Origin of the sequence: Kitasatospora sp. NPDC101235, assembly GCF_044767505.1 — a bacterium.
Lineage (GTDB): Bacteria > Actinomycetota > Actinomycetes > Streptomycetales > Streptomycetaceae > Kitasatospora.
Map to the genome: position 1 here is coordinate 40,832 of NZ_JBIWNZ010000012.1, position 19,794 is coordinate 60,625.

Consider the following 19,794-nt stretch of genomic DNA (forward strand, 5'->3'; position numbering starts at 1 on the left):
GCGAAAGGTCTGTTCGCGGCCACGGCACCCCCCCTAGAGTGGCCGCGATCCTCCACAAGTGGTCTTTTCTTCACGCCGGTTCACTGGACCTTCACGCCAGTTCACTGGCCTCGGGACGTTCAGCGCAGCCTGTTCCCACCATCGAGCCGGAAGGGCCGGGTCCGTGACGCAGGCGTTCCAGTCCCCCGGCTTCGCCGCGCTGGTGGCCGACCGCGCGGTCGAGACACGGCTCGTCGAGGAGCGCTGGCAGGCGGTGGCCTGGGACCTGGGGACGGGTCGGCGCCGGGTGGTCACCGACCGACCGGGGGGCGTCCACCTGAGCGAGATCGAGCCGGACGGCGACGCCATCTGGTGGTTCGACGCAGACAGTGCCGGGGAGGGGCGGTGGCGGCGCGAGCCGTTCGCCGGCGGACCGGGCGGCGCGGCGTTGCACGGCGTGCCGCGCGGGCGGGCGTACGGCGTCGCCTTCGACCGGACGGGCGCGCTCGCGGCGGTGGCCGTCGGCGTCGACGGCGCCTCGCACTGCTACGTCGGACCGCCCGCGGGCGAGGCGCGGCTGATCGGTTCGGCGCCGGGATACCTGAGCCTGGCCGACCTGTCGCCGGACGGTCGGCTACTCGCCCTCGGCGGGCGGCCCGACGGGGACGACGCAGTGGTCCTGTGGCCGACGGACACCCAGGCGGACGGTCAGCTGCGGCTCGCCGGGGGCCGCCGACTGCGGCTCTGGCCGATCGAGTTCAACCCGCTCGCGGTACTCGAACCGGAGCTGCTGCTGGTGGTCGAGGAGGACGAGCGGTACACCGTCGCGACCTGGCGGGCGGGCGCGGGGCTGCACAGGTACCCGGGACTCTCGTTCGACTCGCAGATATCGGCCGGCTGGTACCAGGGGCCGCGCGGGGTGCTGATCCAGCACGAGCGGGCCGGACGGAGCCGACTGCTCCTCGCCGACCTCGACCCGCCGACAGGACAGGGGGTGACGCAGCAGGGGGCGACGCAGCAAGGATCGGTGGGCCGGGGACCGGCAGAACAGGCTCCGTCCGTCCGGGAGATCAGCACACCCGGCGGCACGATCCACGACCTGTCCTGCGCCCCGGACGGCACCCTGCACTGCGTCTGGAGCCGGGAGTCGACACCGCCCCGCCCACTGGTACTGCGCCCCGGCACGGAGGCTGCGCACCAGCTCGATCCGGACCGGGGCGACACCTCCCGCAGCCGGCGCTGGACGCCCCGGCCGTACGGGCGGATCCACAGCTTCGTCAGCACCCCGGTCGGCCACGGCCCGTGGCCGACCCTCTTCCTGGTCCACGGCGGCCCCGCCACCCACGACCGGGACTCCTACGACCCGCGGGTGAACGCCCTGGTGGGCCATGGCTACGCGGTGGTGCGCACCAACTACCGCGGATCCACCGGCTACGGTGCCCGCTGGCAGCACGAGTACGGCCACCGGGTCGGGCTGGCGCAGATCGAGGACCTGGCCGCCGTCCGTGCGGAGCTGGTCGCCGACGGTACGGCGCTGGCGGAGCGCACCGGCCTGTGCGGATTCTCGTGGGGCGGCTACCTGACCCTGCTGGCGATGGGCGCGCAGCCGGAGTTGTGGTCACTCGGCATGGCCGCTCAACCGATCGCGGACTACCCCGCCACCTACCGCACCACCACCCCCGCACTGCGCGAGCTCGACCGGCAGCTCTTCGGCGGGACCCCGGACGAGGTTCCCGAGCGCTACCGAGCGGCCGACCCGCGATCGTACGTGCACCAGGTCCGCTCGCCCGTCCTGCTCGTCGCCTCGCGGACCGACGAGCGGTGCCCACCCGACCAGGTGGCCCGGTACGCCGCGGACCTGCGCCGGCTGGCGGTGCCGCACGAACTGCTCTGGGTGGACGGCGGCCACTACAGCCGCCGGACCGCCGACCACCGATCGGTGCTGGCCGCGATGGTCCGGTTCGCCGGGCACGCCTGGCCAGCACCGCACCCCCGACCACCTCGGGGCGATTGCCCCGAGGTCCCCACCGAGCGGATGGAAGGAGGTGAACAGCCATGAAGCGACGCAGCGTTCAGAACGACCCGATCAGCACCCCGGAGCGTGACCGGGGCGCCGTGGTGGTCCAGAACTTCGCGCTCGACATCACCAAGGCCACGGCGGTCGCGCCTGCCCCCAAGGGGCAGCGGAAGCCGAAGCCGGAACCCAAGGGCAAGTGATCCTCCGTCGCTCCGGGGCATCTGCGATGCCCCGGAGCGACACCTCACCGACCGCCTGCGAACAACAGAAGTGGCCATCATGCGTATCGTCCTGCTGCACATGCCCTGGGGCGCGATCGACGTGCCGTCGCTGGCGCTCGGGATCCTGCACACCGCCGCCGAACGCGCCGGCCATCAGGTGGAAGTGCGGTACGCCAACCTGGACTTCGTGGACTGGGCGGCCGAGACCGCGGGTTTCGGCGTGGACGACTACCAGTACTTCTCCGAGAAGTCCTACTTCCAGGGCGCGGGCGACTGGGCGTTCGCCGGTGCGCTGTACGGTGACGACGCCCCGGCCCCCGGCACCGAGGACGGCGACGACAGCACCGACGGCGCCGTCGAGTTCGCGAGCTACTTCGAGCACCTGGCCGCCAACGGCGCGAGCGAGCAGGAGATCGCGCTGACCCGGGCCACCCGCGCGATCGCCCCCGCGTTCATCGCCCGACTGGTCGAGGAACTCGCCGCCGACCCACCGGACCTGGTCGGCTTCACCACCACCTTCCAGCAGAACACCGCGAGCCTCGCCGCCGCGAGGCTCCTCAAGCAGCGGTGCCCGCAGGTGCGCACGGTGTTCGGCGGCGCGAACTGCGACGGTCCGCAGGGCGCCGCGCTGCACCGCAACTTCCCCTTCCTGGACTACGTCGTGCGCGGCGAGGGCGAGGCCGCCTTCCCGGCACTCCTGGAAGGCGGCGACCTCTCCGCGGTCCCCGGACTGTGCTGGCGCGACGGCTCCGGGAAGTCGACGGCCAACGAGATGGCGAAGCGTCCACTGCCGCCCGCGGCGATCCTGACGCCCCGCTACGACGGCTTCTTCGAGCGGCTCGACGCCTCCGTCGCGGCCGGCTGGGTCGATCCCAAGCTGGTCCTCGAAGGCTCCCGGGGCTGCTGGTGGGGCGAGAAGCACCACTGCACCTTCTGCGGGCTCAACGGCTCCTCGATGGAGTTCCGCTCCAAGCCGCCGGCGGACTTCCTCGCCGAGGTGCTCGCGCTCGCCGAACGCCACCAGCTGCTGGACGTCTACGTGGTCGACAACATCCTGGACATGGGCTACTTCGACACCGTCCTGAAGTCGCTGGCCGAACTCCCGGTCGACCTGCGGCTGCACTTCGAGATCAAGGCCAACCTGCGCCGCCACCAGTTCCAGCTCCTGGGCGACTCTGGCGCGGCCCAGGTGCAGCCCGGCATCGAGAACCTGAGCACCCGGGTCCTGCGGATCATGGACAAGGGGGTGACGGGCTGCCAGAACGTCCGCGCGCTGCGGGACGCGCAGAGCGCCGGGGTCTCGGTGACCTGGAACTACCTCTACGGCTTCCCCGGCGAGCAGCCGGACGACTACGAGTCGGTGATCCGCCAACTGCCCGTGCTGCACCACCTGGACCCGCCGACCGGAGCGGGACGGATCGCGATCGAGCGCTTCAGCCCGTACTTCGACCGCCCCGAACTGGGCTTCGCGATCACCCGGCCGGCCTTCCAGTACCGTGCGACCTACCGCCTTCCCGAGAGCGAACTGGCCGAACTGGCCTACGTGTTCACCGCACCGCCGCGCGGGATCGGCGGCGACCTCGCGGAGCGGCTGAGCGCGGCCGTGGACACCTGGCTCGCGCGGTTCCCCGACAGCCGGCTCAGCTACCGGGACGCGGACGGGCGGATCGTGCTCGTCAACACCCGGCCCGGGTACGACTGGCGGGTGGTCGAGCTGACCGACCCGGTCGAGCTCGCCGTCTTCCGGCTGCTGGCCCAGCCCCGCTCGGCTGCCACGCTGGCCGCCAGGGTCGCCGGCGGCGCGGCGGTGGTCGAGCCGGTGCTGGAGCGTTTCACCGCGCTGGGCCTGCTGTTCCACGACGGGGACAGCTTCCTGCAGGTCGCCGTCGAGTCCGACAACCAGGTGCTGATGCGGATGCAGCACCGGCACGGCCCCGCCGCCGTCCGTCCTCGCACCGAGGAGGTGCTCGATGCCGTCACGATCGGCTGAACGGACCGACGCCGCCTCCTGGCGCGCCGCCGGCCCGGAGGTCGAGCTCTGGCTCGACTACGACCCCGTCGCCCGGGAGTTGCCGGGCTTCGCGCTCGGTCGCCGCATTCTGCCCGGCCCGGCTCAGGCGGAGGTCACCGAGCTGCACCGCGCCGGGGTCCGCTGCCTGCGGCTGACCGAGCCGGTGCGGCTCTGCCGGGACGCGCCGGCGGCCTCCGCGCGGGCGCTGATGCTGCTGCGCGAGGCGACCGGGCAGGGGCTGGCCGTGCTCTGGCAGGCGGTCTGCACGGACGGCTGCGCAGCGCAGCGCCGGTTCCACCACCTGTACCCGCCCGAGCAGTTGACCGGCGACCCACAGGACGTCCTCGCCGACTGGCGCGCCACGTACTACCCGAGCAAGTGCGTCTTCCGGCGCGGCCCCGGCTTCGTCGAGGTGCGCGACCGCCGGTTCGGGACGCTGGAGCTGTTCACCATCGACGAGCCGGGCCACCTGGCACAGGTGGACGCGCTGGCCGAGGGCGTCGAGGCCGGCCTGCTGCCCGAGGCCGTCCACCGGGACTTCGCCGAGGCCGGCCTGATCGCCGAACAGGCCGGCCGCGCGTGGTTCCTGCCCATGCGGGTGCGCCGCTGGCCCTTCCCGTCGTTGACGGTGTAGCTGCGTAGCTGCGAGAGTTTCGAGCCCGAGGAGAGATCCATGACCACCGCGGTCGACGCCGCCGCCGCGCGGATGTCCGCCTTCATCCGCGACCCCCACCCCACGCTCGCCCGGATCCGCGAGGCCGGCGCGGTCTCCGTCGTGGAGTTCGGCGAGGGCCTGCCGGTCTACCTGGTGACCCGCTACCAGGACGTCCGGGCCGCGCTGCTGGACCCGCGCTTCGGGCAGGACGTCCGCCGCAGCCAGGCCATCGCGAGCGGGCGGGGCGCCGGCCTGACGCTCGGTTCGGAGGTGGTCCACATGCTCAACAGCGACCCACCGGACCACACCCGGCTGCGCCGGCTGATCCAGGGCGTCTTCACTCGCCGGCGGGTCGATCTGATGCGACCGCTGGTCGAGCGCATCGCCGGCGGCCTGCTGGACGGGCTGCGCGGGCGGGAGACCGCCGACCTGGTGACGGACTTCGCCTTCCCGCTGCCGATCATGATCATCTGCGAGCTGCTGGGCTTCCCCCCGGAGGACATGCAGGCCTTCCGCACCTGGTCGACGGCGATCCTGACCCAGGGCGGCGACCTGACGTTCGACCAGGCCGCCGCCGAACTGAACGACTACCTGCGGGAGTTGATGACGGCCCGGCGGACTTCACCGAGCGCGGACATCCTGACCGACCTGGTGCAGGCCTGTGACGCCGGTGAACTCACCGAGCAGGAAGTGTTCTCGATGGTCTTCCTGCTGCTGATCGGCGGTCACGAGACCACCGTCAACCTGCTCGGCACCGCCACCCTGGCGCTGCTCCACCACCCCGACCAGCTCGCCTGGTTGCGCGCCAACCCGGCGGCGATGCCGGTCGCGATCGACGAGTTCCTGCGCTACGACTCTCCGGTGAGCATGGCCACGCTGCGGTTCACGAACGCCGACGTCATGGTCGACGACGTGGAGATCCCGGCGGACGAGCTGGTGCTGCTCTCGCTCGGCGCGGCCAACCGGGACCCGGCCCGCTTCACCGATCCCGACCGGCTGATCCTGGACCGGGGCGATCCGGGCCACCTGGCCTTCGGGCAGGGCCTGCACCGGTGCCTCGGCTCCTTCCTCGGCAAGCTGGAGAGCGAGGTCGCGCTGACCGGCCTGCTGGAGCGCTTCACGCGGATCGAGCTGGCCGTCGCGGAGGAGACCCTGCCCTGGCGCAACACGATCATGCTGCGCGGCCTGGAGTCTCTGCCGGTCTCGCTCGATGGCTAGCGGCGCGGGGACGGGCAGCGCGGGAGCAGGCGGCGCGGCGGGGCTGTCGCGGTTCCGCCCCCGGATCGGCGTCGCGCCGCTGCGCTCGCGCGGCTATCGGCTGCTGGTGATCGGGCAGGCCACCTCGGAGTTCGGCAACGCGTTCCAGGTGGTCGCCCTGCCGCTGCTGGTCTACTCCCTCGCCGGCGGCGCCCGCCAGTTGAGCCTGGTGGTCGCCGCCTACGGTGCGGGACGGCTGGCCGCCACCCCGCTCGGCGGGATACTCGCCGACCGGTTCGGCGCCTGGCGGGTGATGCTGACCGCCGACCTCGGCCGGCTGCTCGCCACCGCCGGGCTGTGCGCGGCCGCCGCCGGCGGGGCGGCGGACTTCTGGCTGATCGGCGGGCTCGCGCTGCTGGTCGGCCTCGGAGCAGGGGTGTTCCTGCCGGCCGCCTGGGCGATCACCCCGACCCTCCTGCCCGCCGAGGACCTGCACGCGGGCAACGCCCTGAACAGTACGGTCACCTTCGGCGCCGGTCTGCTCGGTCCGGCAGTGGCCGGCCCGCTGGTCGCCTGGCTGAACCCGGCCGCCGCACTGGGCTTGGATGCGGCGACCTTCGCCGTGTCCGCGGCGACGCTGCTGCTGATCGGTCGCGGCAGCCTCGTCGCACCATCCGGCCCGATCTCCGAACGCGCCTCCGTGCCGAGGAACTTCCGCGGCCTGCTGCGGGATTCGCCGCTGCTGCGCGCGGTGCTGACGGTGACGGTGATCGCCAACCTGACGGTGGGCGGCGCCACCCGGGTCGCCCTGCCGACCCTGGCCACCCACGGCTTCGCCGCCGGTGCCGTCGGGCTGGGCCTGCTGCTGGCCGCGTTCACCGGCGGCGCGCTGGTCGGCGGCCTGTTCGCTGCCGGCCTCACCGAGTTGCGCTCGCGGGGCCGCACGGCGATGCTCTCCGGCCTGGTGATGGGTGCGGCGATCGGCCTGGTGCCGTTCACCGGCCTCGTCGGCGCCGTGCTGCTGCTCTGCCTGGCCGGCGGCGCCAGCACGGTGACCAACGTCCTGGTCGTCACCGGCGTGCAGAAGAGCACCCCGCCCGCGCTGCTGGCCCGGGTCATGGCGGCCATCACCTTCTGCGGGCTGGGGGTCTTCCCGGTCTCGGTGATCGCGGCCGGCGCGGCGGTGGACGCCTTCGGGAGTCGGGGGGTGTTCGCGACGGCCGGGCTCTGCCTGCTGGGCGCGTTCGGGTACGCGCTGACCAGGCGTGAGATCCGCGAGCTGTGAGGCCACCACCCGTGCGGTGGTGCGGTTCTGCCAGGCTTTGCGACCGACCGGCCCGGGACGCGGTTCCGGCGATTCGACCGGCCGTTTCCCCGGACCGCTTCCCCGCTACCGGCCCAATTCGGGGTAATAGCCGCGTTGGTACGGTGACAGCTCGGAGACGGAGAGCTGTGCCGCGCCCCGGCAGATCACGCAGACGCGGCGCCGGTGGCATGCGGGGCAGTTTCTCCGCCCGTGGGTCTCGTCGGGCATCCAGCCGCGTCCCCCGCAGTCGTAACACCAACCCAGACCGTCGCACTCGTAGCACAGCACGTATCCGGCCGTGACGGTCTCGGCCGTGTGCACCGGCTCCGGCCGCTGGAACTCCTCCGGCTCGTACAAGGCCATCGCCGGTGTCTGCCCGCTGAACCACGTGCTGGATCCGTGGTCGGCCACACGGATCTCGATGCTGCAGCCGTCGTGGCGGCCGGTGACCACGACGCGGGGCGTCCCGCTGGCGTCCTCCTGCGACGTCGCGACCTCCCAGCCCGCCGAGTCGAGCAGGGTGGCCGCACGGGACACGATGTCGGCGGTACTGACATTCGGGGGGCGCTTCCCCCTGAAGCCGCCGGCCGAGTACCGGTAGCGGAGCGGTTCGTGCCAGTCGGCGATCTCCGGCTCGTCGAGAAACAGCAGGCTCAGATCGCTGCCGGGGGCCAAGACATCGATCAGCTCGACCAGTTGCGCCCGCAGGGCTTGGCCCAGCCGGTCCAGCTCTTCCCGCGCGCCCGGTACGGGCCCCATGGCGCCCCCCTTCTCGCCCGGCCCTGCCATCGCCAGGCATCCTGCTCGGCCAGCGGGATTCTATTCGGCGTTCGTACGAAGTCGGTTTGCTGCGTTGTGACACAGTCGGCTTGCCGGGGTCAGAGCCTCGGCTGTGCGTCGCTCCCTCCCGCCCGCGGCGACGGGGTTTCGGCCACGCCGCGCGGAGATTGGCGCACGAGGCCATCTTGTCGTGATCACGTCGCAATCGCTTGCATGTCCGCATGGCTCGACGTGACCTCGTACTCCTGACCGATCACGGCTCGACCGAAGGCAGCCGGCAGGTGCTCGCCGCCGCCGCGCGGACGCTGACCGGGCGGGAACCCGTGCACCTGGACGCCCGGCACTTCATGACCGGAGGCAGCGGCCTGATCGAGGCCGACGACTCGGGCGGGTTCCGGCTGGAAGCGGGCGGCCGGACGGTGACCGCCGACACGGTGATCGTCTACGAGATCCCGCCGCACAGGCGCCGCGCCTTCGAGGACTGCCAGCGCCGGCTGCGCGGATGCGGCGCCCGCTCGCTCGGCACCGACGCCGAGGCGTGGCGGGCGGCCACCGAGAAGGACATCACCGTCGCCCGCTTCGTCAGGGACGGCGTGCCGCACATGCCCAGCATCGCGCTCTCCAAGCCGAGCCCGGAGGCCGCCGCCGAGGCCTTCGCGGAACTCGGCGGCGACGTCTGGGCCCGGCCCTGCATCGGGATGGGCGGCGACGACGTCTTCCACGTCACCACCCGCGCCCAGCTCGACGCCGCTGCGCGGTACTACGCGCGGGCGGGGACGGACTGGCTGATCGCCCGCGACGCCCGGAACCTCCTGCCGGACGGACGCCGCCACCAGTACCGGGTGGTGGTGCTGCACGGGCGCGTGGTCCGGGCGGTCGAACACGTCCAGGCGGACCCGGACGCGCCCTGCAACGAGAGCCGGGGCGCCGTCTCCACCCTGCTCGACTACACCGAACTGCCGGACGGGCTCGCGGAGACGGCCATCGCGGCGGCCGCGTGCCTGGGGCTCGACCTCGCCGGCGTCGACCTCGCCGCCGAGAGCGGCGGGGTGGTCTTCGAGGTCAACGTCCACCCCGCCTTCGGTCGCCGCGGCCTGGAGCAGGTGGCGCTGCCGTACGTCGCCGCGCACCTCACCGAGTAGCATCCGCAGCGCCCCCGGGCCGCCCCGTGGCCCCGTGGCGACCCCCGGCCCCCTCAGTCCCGCAGGATCGCCGAGAGCACCGAAGGCCGGAACAGCAGCGACGGCGGTTCCACCAGCGACATCACCTCGTGGAAGGCCGCGGTGACCGCCGGGTCCCGGGTGCTGGCGGCCAGGACCTTGTCGAAGAAGCGGTGCTGGAGCCCGATCAGGGCGCCGGACGGCGCGCCGGTGGTGGCGCCGAAGCGGGCGTCCTCGGCGCAGGAGATCATCCACGGAAGCTTGGACGCCGCCGTCACGGCGCGCCGCGCGGCCCGCGCCGTGGCAGGCCCGATGCCGCCGTGCCGCTTCGCGGTGCGACGCAGCTCCCGGGCACAGAACAGGGCGACGGTCACGCCCTGCCCGTACACCGGGTTGAAGGTGCTCGCGGCGTCGCCGACCACCACCAGGCCGTCCGGGCAGCCGCGATCGTAGCGTCGGCGCACGCCCGGGCCGGGGAGGAAGCCGCGCACCTCGCCCGCCGGTTCGGCGTCCCGCAGCATCTCGCGCAGGAGCGGGTCGCGCAGCAGGCCCAGGTGCTCGGCGAACCCCTCCTCGCCGGCCGCTGGTTCGGCGCCCCGCATCCCGGCGAGGCTGACGATCCAGCGGTCGCCCTCGACCGGCAGCAGTACGCCCATCCGTTGCGCGTCCGGCGCCTTGGTCTGGAGGTAGACCGCCTGGTCGCCGAGGTCGGACCCGGCCGGGCGGTGGAAGATCCGGGAGGTGTACGCGACGCCGGCGTCGACCCGCTCCTCGGGCACCGGCGGGCAGCCCAGCTCGGCGAGCCACTTCGGCACCGAGGTCGAGCGGCCCGTCGCGTCCACCACCAACTCGGCCGGTATCCCACGGACTTCGCTGCGCTCCGGGCCGCGCTCGCGGACCTTCACCCCGGTCACCGCGGTCGCCGAGCCGAGCAGCCCGACCGCGTCCGTCCCCTCCAGGAACTCGATCGCGGGATGGGCGCGAACCCTGTCCAGCACGAACGCGTCCAGCAGCGGCCGGGTGCAGGAGAGGAAGCCCATCCGCGCCGGGTACTCGGCCAGCCACCCGGCGGAGCAGAGCCACCTGACGTCCGAGACGGCCACCCGCCGCGCGCCCGCAGCGATCAGCTCCTGATTGATGCCGGGCATCATCTCCTCGAGCAGCCGGTGCCCGGCCTCCAGTACCAGGTGCGCGTGCCGGCCCTGCGGCACCCCGGCCCGGAACTCCGCCCCCGCCGGGTACCGGTCCCGCTCCACCACGACGATCCGCTCGGCGAACCCCCGCAACGCCCATGCGGCCGCCAACCCCGCGAGCCCGCCGCCGATCACCACCGCGGTACCCCGCCCCGGGGCCCCGTTCGAAGAAGTCATGACACGTAGCGTAGTGGCGCGGTCGTCTCCGCGTGATCACTTCGCTCCGGACGAACACTCGCCGGCAGGAAGGCCGTTGACGATCTCGGCCAGGAGCGGTCGTGCGGCTGAAGCCGCCCGGGCAGGTGTCGGAAGGGCCCCGGTCGGAGGCCGGGGCGTGCGGGTACTAGACTCGACGGGGTTGTGCTGGCGCCTCTCCCGGTGCGTGAGCGCGCGGAGGCGAGGAGGTGAGAGCCGTGGAGTGCAGTAGTACGGGCCGAAGTCGGCCCCGCCCCCGGTTGTCCCGCACCACTCGCGGCCCCCGGCACACCTCCTCCCGTACGGCTCCCGCGCGGCACTGATCTCGTCCTCCCGGCGAGGCGCCGCCGGTCACGCCGTGCGCGTGGCGGCCGGCCGGGCGCCTCCGGTCCGCCGTGTTCCCGTACGTCGGCCGGGCATCCACCGTGGAGGTCTCCGCCATGTCCGACTGGCGTGTGCGCGCCGTGCGCGCGAGCAAGCGTCCGTTCTCCCGTTCCGTCGTCCGGCCCGTGGACGACCAGCCGGCGCCCGAGCACTCGATGGACCCGCGCCCGGACCAGCCCGTGGAGCCGGTGACGCTGGAACGTTCCGTCGTGGACGCGGCGGTCTACCGGGACGGCCTCCGGATAGAGGCGCCCACCGACCTCGCCGACATCTACCGCAGGCTGCCCGACCGGCCCGGCACGATGGCCTGGATCGGCCTCTTCCGCCCCGCCGAGGCGCAGCTGCTGGAGGCCGCCGACCGGTTCGACCTGCACGAGCTGGCCGTCGAGGACGCCATCGTCGCCCACCAGCGGCCGAAGCTGGAGCGCTACGGCGACACCCTGTTCGTGGTGCTGCGCGCCGCCCGGTACCTGGACGAGGCGGAGGAGGTCGACTTCGGCGAGATCCACCTCTTCGTCGGCCCCGACTTCGTGCTCACCGTCCGCCACTCCCAGGCCCCGGACCTGTCGGCGGTGCGCCGCCGCCTGGAGGGCGACCCGGAGCTGCTGGCGCTCGGCCCGGAGGCGGTGCTGTACGCGGTGCTGGACGCCGTGGTGGACGGCTACGCGCCGGTGATCGCCGGCCTCCAGCACGACATCGACGAGATCGAGACCGAGGTGTTCGGCGGCGACCCGCAGGTCTCCCGCCGCATCTACGAGCTGTCCCGCGAGGTGATCGAGTTCCAGCGTGCCACCCGCCCGCTGTTGGAGATCATGAAGAGCCTGGAGGCGGGCTTCGGCAAGTACGGCACCGACGAGGAGCTCCAGCGCTACCTGCGCGACGTCGCCGACCACGCCACCTACGCCGCCGAGCGGGTGGACGGCTTCCGGCAGATGCTCCAGAACATCCTGACCGTCAACGCGACGCTGGTCTCGCAGCGGCAGAACGAGGAGATGAAGCAGCTCGCCGAGGCGGGGCACGCGCAGAACGACGAGATCAAGAAGATCTCCTCCTGGGCGGCCATCCTCTTCGCGCCGACACTGATCGGCACGGTGTACGGGATGAACTTCGAGAAGATGCCGGAGCTCAGGTGGGCCTTCGGCTACCCGTTCGCGATCGGGCTGATGGCACTGGTGTGTACCGGGCTGTACCTGGTGTTCAAGAAGCGGGACTGGCTGTAGGCCGGGCCCCGGAGCCCGGTTTGCGGGCGGGCCGCGTGCGTACCGTCCGGCGGTCCCCGTTCCTCACCGGACGGTGACGACTCGGCCTCGGTCCAAGGACGTCCGGTGCCGATTCGGGGCCGGCGGGGAAGCCTTCCCGGGGACGGGGAGGAGGCCCGGGTGGGGGCGATCGTACGGATCCTGGTGGCGGCGCTGGCGATCGGCCTGCTGCTGGGCGGGGCGGTGGGCGTGGTGCTGTTCGTGTTCGCCGACTGGTGGGGCGCGTTCGCGGACGCGGTGCACGACAGCGAGTTCCCGTACTGGGGGAAGCACCGGCATCCCTGAGCTGCGGTCAGCCGAGCAGGCGCTCGTACTCGGTGTCCGGGTCCAGCTGGCGCCGGTACTCGACGTGCAGCCGAACGGCGCCGTCCGCGCCGGCCAGGCGGTCGAGCGGGCCCTGGCCGGCCGGGAGCGGACGGGGCTGCGCCCACTGCTGGGCGAGGACGGCCAGCGGGGTGCCGTCGGCGCCGCGCACCACCCAGGTGGCGCGGCCGCCTCCGATCAGCGGGAGCCGGGGCCGGGGGAGCCCGAGGGCGGTGAGCGCCGTCGGGGTGTCCAGGCCGTCGGGGAGCGTGACGGTCAGGGCGTGGGGGGCGTCGGCGTCGTCGCCGGCCGCGACGCTGTCCCGGGTGAGGAGGATGAGCATGACGGGAGGATAGGCCCGACCCGTGGGCGCGTCCGGGCGGTCGTGACCCGCAGGGGTGACGACGAGGACCTCACCCGTGTGCCGGATTGACAACGATGCTTGCCGTAGCGGCAAATGGCAGGCATGGCTGACGAAGAGTTCGAGAACGTCCTCACCACGGTGGGCCCGCGGCTGCGGGCGCTGCGCCGGGAGCGCGGCACCACGCTCGCCACACTGGCCGCCGCCACCGGCATCTCGCTCAGCACACTGTCCCGGCTGGAGTCCGGGCAGCGCAAGCCGACGCTGGAGCTGTTGCTGCCGCTGGCCCGGGAGTACCGGGTGCCGCTGGACGAACTGGTCGGCGCCCCGGCCACCGGTGATCCGCGGATCCACCCGCGCCCGGTGACCAGGAACGGCCAGACCATCGTCCCGCTCACCCGTCACCTGGGCGGGCTGCACGCCTACAAGCACATCGTGCCGCCGGGCCGGAACGCCGGGCCCGAGTTGGAACTGAAGGTCCACGAGGGGTACGAGTGGCTGTACGTGCTGTCCGGGCGGCTGCGGCTGGTGCTCGGCGCGCACGATCTGGTGCTGACGGCCGGTGAGGCCGCTGAGTTCGACACCCGCACCCCGCATGCCTTCGGCAACGCGGGCCCGCAGGCGGTGGAGTTCCTCAGCCTGTTCGGACCGCAGGGCGAGCGCATCCACGTCAGGGCGCGGCCGGGAACCTCTGTTCGGTAGGTTCGTTCCTGACAGGGGGTCTTCGTTCCGGCTCCCGCCAGGCCGTCGGGAGGGGCCGAGGAAATGAGTGTGCAGCAGAGCACGGAGTCCGGCGAGAGTGACGGAGCCGGGGAGCGCGAGGAGGCCGGGGACGGCCGGGCGCCGGCGGGTACGGGCACCGCGGTGACGGAGGGCGCGGGCGCGGGTGCGGGTGCCGGTGCTCCCGGGAAGACCGGCGAGGATGCCGAGCGCCCCCGGAAGAAGCGCCCGTTCTGGCAGGAGCTGCCGATCCTGCTGGTGATCGCGCTGGTGCTCTCGCTCGGTATCAAGACCTTCTTCGTGCAGGCCTTCTCCATCCCCTCCGGCTCGATGGAGCAGACCCTCGCGATCGGCGACCGGGTGCTGGTCGACAAGTTCACCCCGTGGTTCGGCGCCGAGCCCGAGCGTGGCGAGGTGGTGGTGTTCCGCGATCCGGGCGGCTGGCTGGAGGGCGCCCCGACGACCACCGGCGGCTCCGTGATGGGCACCGTCCAGAAGGCGCTCAGCACCGTCGGCCTGATGCCCTCGGCGGACGAGAAGGACCTGATCAAGCGGGTGATCGCGGTCGGCGGGGACACCGTCGTCTGCGAGGCGGGCGCGCCGCTGAAGGTGAACGGCGTCGCGCTGGACGAGCCGTACCTGTTCCCCGGCTCGACGCCCTGCGACAACGATCCGGTCGGCACCGTCACCGTGCCCAAGGGCAAGCTGTGGGTGATGGGCGACCACCGCAACAACTCGCGGGACTCCCGCTGGCACCACAACGAGAGCGGCGACGGCTTCGTGCCGGTGGACAACGTGGTCGGCCGGGCCTTCGTGGTCGCCTGGCCGCTGTCCGACTGGTCCACGCTGCCGGTCCCGGACACCTTCGACAAGGTGCCGGCCGGGGCGGCGGGCGCGGTCGGTGCACCGTTCGAGGCGCCGCCGGCGCCGGCGGCCGCCGCACTGGCCGGGATCGTGCCGCTCGCCGTGTGGCAGCGGCGGCGGTCGAAGCGCGAGGAGTCGGTGCGCAAGGCGTCGGCGTACAAGGCTCGGGCGCGGCAGGACCGCTGAGGCCGGTTCACCCCCGCACTCCGACAAGCCGGCCCGGTTCGATCGTCTTCGATGGAACTCCTCCCGCTGAACTCTACACGCCTGTAGAGTTCAGGAGGTGAGCTGCACCCCCGGCCGCCCGGCCGCCCCGAGCGGGCGTCCGGCGGCCGGGTCCGGAGTCGGGAGGCGGAGCCGTGATGGAGAGTCAGTGCAGTCCCGGGGGCGCCGCAGGTCCGGCGGGAACGGAACCGGCGGACCGGGACGTCCAGTGGGTCTACCAGCCGGTCGAGGTGGACCTGGGGGACGGTGCCTGGGCGCTCGGACGGGTCAGCGGGTGGTGGCAGGACGCGGCCGGGCAGCGCTGGTGCCGGCTGCGGATCGGCTGCAGCGGACAGCCCGCGCTCTGGCAGCGGTTCGACCCGTCGCGGGTGCTGCTGCTGCCGGTCTCGGGGCTCTGATCTGGTCGGTCGCGGTTTCTTGGCGGAACCGTTCGGTGGGCCCTATCGTCCCTGGGAGCGACCGCTGACAGGCCACTTAGCGACCGGGGACGACGTGACTTCGGAGATTTACTTCAGCAGCAACCATCGTGACCTGTGCGAGCAGCACGGCACCGGTGCGGGCTTCCAGTTCGAGTTCTACTGCTACCGCTGCTCGGACACCTGGCGCTCGCCGTTCGAGCCGTTCCGGACCGGTCAGATGGCCGGTTGGATAGGCAAGGGCGTCAGCGCGGCCTGGAACCTCATCGGCGGCAACGCCAACACCATCAGCAACGCCGCCGACGGACTGGCCGGCCAGACCTGGGGCACCTCGCGGGACGCCGCGTTCCAGCGCGCGATCGCCAACGCCCAGACGCACTTCAACCGCTGCGCCCGGTGCACCCACTACGTCTGCGGCCAGTGCTTCAACCCGGCCCAGGGCCTCTGCCACACCTGCGCCCCGGACACCGCGGCCGAGGCGGTGGCGGCGCAGCACCGCGGCCTCAACGACACGGTCACCGAGCGTGCGTACAAGTCCGGTCAGCAGTCCGGTGCCGAGTTCGACGTCAACGCGCCGCGACAGCTGGTCTGCCCGCAGTGCCACACCGAGACCCACGGCACGCCGTTCTGTCCGGGCTGCGGCTTCCGACTGGCGCAGCCCGTCCAGTGCACGAGCTGCCACAAGGACGTCCCGGACGGTGCCGCGTTCTGCCCGTCCTGCGGGACGAGGCGCTGACACCCCTCGGACGCACGACGGCGGGGCGCCCCCGGAACCACGGTCCGGAGGCGCCCCGCCGTCGTGCGGGTGGGGCCGGGTCAGCCGTACGAGAGGTTGGCGCAGGGGTCGTCGTCGGCCGATCGGGCGGCGCCGCTGACGCTGGTGGGCAGCGGGGCCGGGGCGGTGGCGGCACCGCCGGGCGGCGGCGCGTTGACGCTCGCCGGGTTGGCGGCGGCGAAGTCGTGGCCGAGGACGACGCTGACGCCCCGGCCGCCGGGCTGCACGGTCGCGCCGGGGAAGAGCTTGGCGACCGCCTCGGCGGCGGTGCGCTCGCCGGTGCCGTACTCGACGACGGTGGTGCTGCGCGGCTTGCCGGCCGCGTTGCCGACACCGGCGACGGTGTAGCCGGCGCCCTTGACGGCCTCCGCGGCCCGGCCGCCGAGTCCGGTCTCACCGGTGCTGTTGAGCACGGAGACCTTCACGTCGGCGGCCTTGGCGGCCGGGGCGGGCGTCGGGTCGGGCGCGGCCGCGGCGGGCGCAGTGGCGGCGGGGGTGGCGGTGGGGGTGGCCGGGTCGGCGGCGGCCGGCGCGCTTGCGTCCTGGCCGTCGATGGTGCGGTCGGCCTTGAGCGCTGCCCACAGCTGGTCCACGTCGGGGTGCACCAGGGCGACCCGCGGGCCCTCGTAACGCCAGGGCACGGTCAGGAACTTGATGTCGTGCAGGTCCACGTCCTTGAGCGACATGGCGAAGGACAGCAGCTTCGCGGCCGAGCCGAGGCCGGGGTCGACGGTCAGCGACCGGGTGGCCGCGTCGGCGAGCGGCAGCAGCGTGGTCGGGTCCATGCCGCGGGACTTGACCTCCTTGATGAGGGAGGAGAGGAAGGCCTGCTGGCGCTTGGTGCGGCCGATGTCGGAGCCGTCGCCGATGCCGTGCCGGACCCGGACGTAGTCCAGTGCGGACTGGCCCTCGACCTTCTGCTTGCCCTTGGCGAAGAGCAGCTTCCCCTTGTGGCCGAGGTTGGGGTTGAGGTCCCCCTCGTGGATGTCGGTCGGCAGGCAGACCTCGACGCCGCCGACCGCCGTGGTCATCGAGGCGAAGCCGTTGAAGTCCACCACTATGGTGTGGTCGACGCGCAGGTTGGTCAGCTTCTCGACGGCGTTCTGGGTGCAGGCCGGGTTGCCCTGGTCGCTGTCGCCGACCGAGAAGGCGCTGTTGAACATCACATTGGTCTGCTCCTTGGTCCACTTGCCGTTGGGGAGCTTGCACGACGGGATGGTGACCAGGGAGTCGCGGGGGATGGAGATGCCGACGGCGTGCTTGTGGTCGGCGTAGACGTGCAACAGGATCGCGGTGTCCGAGCGGGCGCCGCCGTCCCCGCCGCCGCCCAGGTCGCTGTTGCCGTTGCCGCGGCTGTCCGAGCCGATCAGCAGCACGTTGACCGGGGTGCGGCCCTGGGCGTCCGGGGCCGCGGCCTCCGGCCGGTCCTTGCTGAGGGCGTCGCCGTCGAAGGTGCTGATGTTGCTGTTCAGCCGGTAGTAGAGGGCGCCGCCGCCGAGGACGGCGAGGGCGGTGCAGCTGGCGGTCGCCCAGAGCACCTTCTCCTTGGTGCTGCGCTTGGGCTTCCTCTTGGCCCGGCCCTCCGCGCGACCGTCCGCCATGTCCGAAGGGTCCGGGTTTCTGCCGCTTCTCCGGCCGGCGGCCCGGCGCCCTCCCGCCCGGTGCGGCGAATTCTCGGCTTCGGGGGAACCCTTGCGGCCAGACACGTCGTCATCCTCCACAGTTGCCACGCGAGCCCCCGGCGAAGCGGTGGGCTCGCGTGGCCCGGGGCCGGAGCCGATCCTGGCAGGGCCCGCGCTAAACTTTTACACCGCTGTAGAACTTCAGTGGAGCATACTAGGCGCGAATGAGAAAACCAGCTGGTCAGGCCATGAGAAATTGGTCAGATCGGTTGGTCCGCGCTGCTCCGCACCAGTGCAGAGGGAGCACGATGACTGATCGGATCGCACACTCGATAGCCGGCGCCCTGGTGGCCCTGCTGGCCGCCGTCGGCCTCACCGCCGCGGCATCGGGGGCGGCGGCGGTGGCCGCACCCCGAACCGTTGCGGCCGCCGCCGCGAACCCGGGCACGCCGGGCGAGGGCGCTGCGGCCGCGGGCGCGGCCGCCGCGAATGCCGGCCGGGAGGTCCGCACCGAGGTGCGTGCCGCGTCCGCCGCCGACGCCGCACACCTCGCGGCCAAGGACGAGAAGAAGAAGGGCTTCTTCGCCAAGCTGGGCAAGTTCCTGCTGGTCGTGATCATCCTGATCATCCTGTTCTTCGTGCTGCTGATCGTCGGGATCATCTACGCCGCCAAGCGGATCTTCAGCCGTCGCAAGTAGCCGTTCGCAGTCGTGCGCCGCCGGCGCCGGCCGCGCGCGGCCGCGACCCGGGCGTTCGCCGCCGCCTTCCGGGCGGTCGGGCCGGAACGACCGCCCGGGGCGGGCCACTTGACGGCGATTGGCCCTGGCCGGGGTGCCGGGGCCGCCCGAGGATGAGCACCATGAACGACTTCCACCCCGATGGGGCCCCGCACACGACCCCCCGTGAGAACGACGAGCTGCGCGCCGAGAGCCGGGTCGTCCACCCGCCGCTCGCCGAGGTCACCGGCAGCCGTCCGCTGGGCGTGCCGCTGCACCAGGGCCACCTGTTCGCCTTCGACACCGGCGACGCGCTCGCCGAGGCCCACGGCGGACCGGACGGCGCCTTCTTCTACAACCGCTTCGGCAACCCCACCGTCCGCTCGCTTGAGCAGGCCGTCGCCGGACTGGAGGGCGGCACCGGCGCCCTCGCCACCGCCTCCGGCATGGGCGCGATCAACACCGCGCTGCTCGCCCTGCTGCGCGCCGGCGACCACGTGATCGCCCAGCGCAGCCTGTACGGCGGCACCGTCGGCGCGCTGACCGACCTCACCGAGCGCTGGGGAGTCGAGGTCACCTACGTGAGCGGCGACGACCCCGCCGGGGTGGCGGCCGCGCTGCGGCCGGGCACCCGCGTGCTGCTCCTGGAAACCGTCTCCAACCCCACCACCCGGGTCACCGACCTGCCCGGGCTGATCGCCGTCGCCAAGCGGGCCGGGGTGGTGAGCGTGGTGGACAACACCTTCGCGACCCCGCTGCTGTGCCGCCCGATCGAGCACGGCGCGGACATCGTGGTCCACTCCGTGACCAAGTACCTCGGCGGCCACTCGGACGTCCTCGGCGGGATCGCCGTCTTCGCCGACCCGGAGCTGCACCACCGCGTCTGGCGGCGCTCGCTCGAACTCGGCGCCTCCGCCGACCCGTTCGCCGCCTGGCTGACCCTGCGCGGCATGCAGACCCTCGCCCTGAGGGTCCGTCGCCAGTGCGAGACCGCGCTCGACCTGGCCGGCCGGCTCGCCGCCCACTCCGCGGTCACCGCCGTCCACTACCCGGGCCTGCCCACGCACCCCGACCACGACCTCGCCCGTCGCCTGCTCCCCGACGGGCACGGCGGCGTCCTGGCCTTCGACCTGGCCGGCGGCCGCGAGGCGGCCGGAACGTTCACCGAGTCCGTCCGGCTCGCCTCGCTGGCCCCGTCCCTGGGCGACGTGCACACCCTGGTGCTGCACCCGGCCAGTACCTCCCACCGGCAGCTGTCGGACGAGGAACTGGCGGCGGTGGGCATCGGCCCGGGAACGGTGCGGGTGTCGGTGGGCATCGAGCACCCGGAGGACATCTGGTCGGACGTGCAGCGGGCGCTGGCGAAGGTGTGAGCCCGAGGTGTGAGCCCACGGTGTGAGTTCCGGGGGAGCCGGCAGGGCGGAAACGCGGACCC

Annotated in this window: 19 protein-coding genes; 15 read left to right on the forward strand and 4 right to left on the reverse strand. The window is 73.0% G+C overall.

The window, feature by feature from the left end:
* Nucleotides 1-163 precede the first annotated feature (163 nt).
* The 6 genes from ACIRRH_RS20890 (at nucleotide 164) to ACIRRH_RS20915 (ending at nucleotide 7,365) form a co-directional block, all read left to right on the forward strand.
* The gene (locus ACIRRH_RS20890; protein ID WP_403069318.1) at nucleotides 164-2,038 is read left to right on the forward strand and encodes a prolyl oligopeptidase family serine peptidase; all 1,875 of its coding nucleotides are present in this window, start codon (nucleotides 164-166) and stop codon (nucleotides 2,036-2,038) included.
* Nucleotides 2,035-2,196 carry a hypothetical protein gene (locus ACIRRH_RS20895; protein WP_224281105.1) on the forward strand — a complete coding sequence of 54 codons (162 nt, stop codon included), beginning with the start codon at nucleotides 2,035-2,037 and terminating at the stop codon, nucleotides 2,194-2,196. The genes ACIRRH_RS20890 and ACIRRH_RS20895 overlap by 4 nt, the downstream gene beginning before the upstream one ends.
* Nucleotides 2,197-2,275: 79 nt before the next feature.
* A complete protein-coding gene (locus ACIRRH_RS20900) occupies nucleotides 2,276-4,207 on the forward strand; it encodes a RiPP maturation radical SAM C-methyltransferase (RefSeq protein WP_403069321.1) in 1,932 nt (643 codons plus the stop codon).
* Nucleotides 4,188-4,862, forward strand: coding sequence for a DUF5825 family protein (locus tag ACIRRH_RS20905; protein ID WP_403069324.1), 675 nt, complete (start codon nucleotides 4,188-4,190; stop codon nucleotides 4,860-4,862). Before ACIRRH_RS20900 ends, ACIRRH_RS20905 begins: the two co-directional genes overlap by 20 nt.
* A 39-nt stretch (nucleotides 4,863-4,901) precedes the next feature.
* Complete coding sequence (locus ACIRRH_RS20910; RefSeq protein WP_403069327.1) at nucleotides 4,902-6,101, forward strand: cytochrome P450; 1,200 nt, start codon at nucleotides 4,902-4,904, stop codon at nucleotides 6,099-6,101.
* Nucleotides 6,094-7,365, forward strand: coding sequence for an MFS transporter (locus tag ACIRRH_RS20915; RefSeq protein ID WP_403069330.1), 1,272 nt, complete (start codon nucleotides 6,094-6,096; stop codon nucleotides 7,363-7,365). The genes ACIRRH_RS20910 and ACIRRH_RS20915 overlap by 8 nt, the downstream gene beginning before the upstream one ends.
* A 105-nt stretch (nucleotides 7,366-7,470) precedes the next feature.
* On the opposite strand, the gene ACIRRH_RS20920 is transcribed toward ACIRRH_RS20915, so the two are convergent.
* Entirely contained in the window at nucleotides 7,471-8,145 is a 675-nt protein-coding gene (locus ACIRRH_RS20920; RefSeq protein WP_403069333.1) for a hypothetical protein, read from the reverse strand.
* A gap of 242 nt (nucleotides 8,146-8,387) precedes the next feature.
* Here ACIRRH_RS20920 and ACIRRH_RS20925 point away from each other — a divergent pair, with 242 nt between their 5' ends.
* Nucleotides 8,388-9,308, forward strand: coding sequence for a RimK family alpha-L-glutamate ligase (locus ACIRRH_RS20925; RefSeq protein WP_403069336.1), 921 nt, complete (start codon nucleotides 8,388-8,390; stop codon nucleotides 9,306-9,308).
* A 53-nt stretch (nucleotides 9,309-9,361) separates the two neighbouring features.
* Here ACIRRH_RS20925 and ACIRRH_RS20930 read toward each other — a convergent pair whose 3' ends face one another.
* Nucleotides 9,362-10,696 carry an NAD(P)/FAD-dependent oxidoreductase gene (locus ACIRRH_RS20930; RefSeq protein WP_403069339.1) on the reverse strand — a complete coding sequence of 445 codons (1,335 nt, stop codon included), beginning with the start codon at nucleotides 10,694-10,696 and terminating at the stop codon, nucleotides 9,362-9,364.
* A 458-nt stretch (nucleotides 10,697-11,154) separates the two neighbouring features.
* Here ACIRRH_RS20930 and ACIRRH_RS20935 point away from each other — a divergent pair, with 458 nt between their 5' ends.
* A complete protein-coding gene (locus tag ACIRRH_RS20935; protein ID WP_403069342.1) occupies nucleotides 11,155-12,318 on the forward strand; it encodes a magnesium and cobalt transport protein CorA in 1,164 nt (387 codons plus the stop codon).
* 159 nt (nucleotides 12,319-12,477) lie between these two features.
* A complete protein-coding gene (locus ACIRRH_RS20940; RefSeq protein WP_403069345.1) occupies nucleotides 12,478-12,642 on the forward strand; it encodes a hypothetical protein in 165 nt (54 codons plus the stop codon).
* Between the two features lie 7 nt (nucleotides 12,643-12,649).
* On the opposite strand, the gene ACIRRH_RS20945 is transcribed toward ACIRRH_RS20940, so the two are convergent.
* Nucleotides 12,650-13,003, reverse strand: a complete 354-nt coding sequence (locus tag ACIRRH_RS20945) for a hypothetical protein (RefSeq protein ID WP_403069348.1) — start codon at nucleotides 13,001-13,003, stop codon at nucleotides 12,650-12,652.
* 123 nt (nucleotides 13,004-13,126) lie between these two features.
* Between ACIRRH_RS20945 and ACIRRH_RS20950 the strand changes: the two genes are divergently transcribed.
* The 4 genes from ACIRRH_RS20950 (at nucleotide 13,127) to ACIRRH_RS20965 (ending at nucleotide 15,982) form a co-directional block, all read left to right on the forward strand.
* Complete coding sequence (locus ACIRRH_RS20950) at nucleotides 13,127-13,723, forward strand: helix-turn-helix domain-containing protein (RefSeq protein WP_403069350.1); 597 nt, start codon at nucleotides 13,127-13,129, stop codon at nucleotides 13,721-13,723.
* A gap of 63 nt (nucleotides 13,724-13,786) precedes the next feature.
* Nucleotides 13,787-14,791 carry a signal peptidase I gene (gene lepB / locus ACIRRH_RS20955; RefSeq protein ID WP_403069353.1) on the forward strand — a complete coding sequence of 335 codons (1,005 nt, stop codon included), beginning with the start codon at nucleotides 13,787-13,789 and terminating at the stop codon, nucleotides 14,789-14,791.
* Between the two features lie 176 nt (nucleotides 14,792-14,967).
* Complete coding sequence (locus ACIRRH_RS20960; RefSeq protein WP_403069356.1) at nucleotides 14,968-15,228, forward strand: hypothetical protein; 261 nt, start codon at nucleotides 14,968-14,970, stop codon at nucleotides 15,226-15,228.
* Nucleotides 15,229-15,322: 94 nt separating this feature from the next.
* The gene (locus tag ACIRRH_RS20965; RefSeq protein WP_403069358.1) at nucleotides 15,323-15,982 is read left to right on the forward strand and encodes a zinc ribbon domain-containing protein; all 660 of its coding nucleotides are present in this window, start codon (nucleotides 15,323-15,325) and stop codon (nucleotides 15,980-15,982) included.
* A gap of 80 nt (nucleotides 15,983-16,062) precedes the next feature.
* On the opposite strand, the gene ACIRRH_RS20970 is transcribed toward ACIRRH_RS20965, so the two are convergent.
* Complete coding sequence (locus tag ACIRRH_RS20970) at nucleotides 16,063-17,622, reverse strand: LCP family protein (protein WP_403069361.1); 1,560 nt, start codon at nucleotides 17,620-17,622, stop codon at nucleotides 16,063-16,065.
* A gap of 329 nt (nucleotides 17,623-17,951) precedes the next feature.
* On the opposite strand from ACIRRH_RS20970, the gene ACIRRH_RS20975 reads away from it, so the two are divergent.
* Together ACIRRH_RS20975 and ACIRRH_RS20980 are read left to right on the forward strand one after the other, a co-directional pair.
* Nucleotides 17,952-18,341, forward strand: a complete 390-nt coding sequence (locus ACIRRH_RS20975) for a hypothetical protein (RefSeq protein WP_403069364.1) — start codon at nucleotides 17,952-17,954, stop codon at nucleotides 18,339-18,341.
* A 161-nt stretch (nucleotides 18,342-18,502) separates the two neighbouring features.
* Nucleotides 18,503-19,732: a trans-sulfuration enzyme family protein gene (locus ACIRRH_RS20980; RefSeq protein ID WP_403069367.1), complete on the forward strand. Its 1,230-nt coding sequence runs from the start codon at nucleotides 18,503-18,505 to the stop codon at nucleotides 19,730-19,732.
* Nucleotides 19,733-19,794 lie beyond the last annotated feature (62 nt).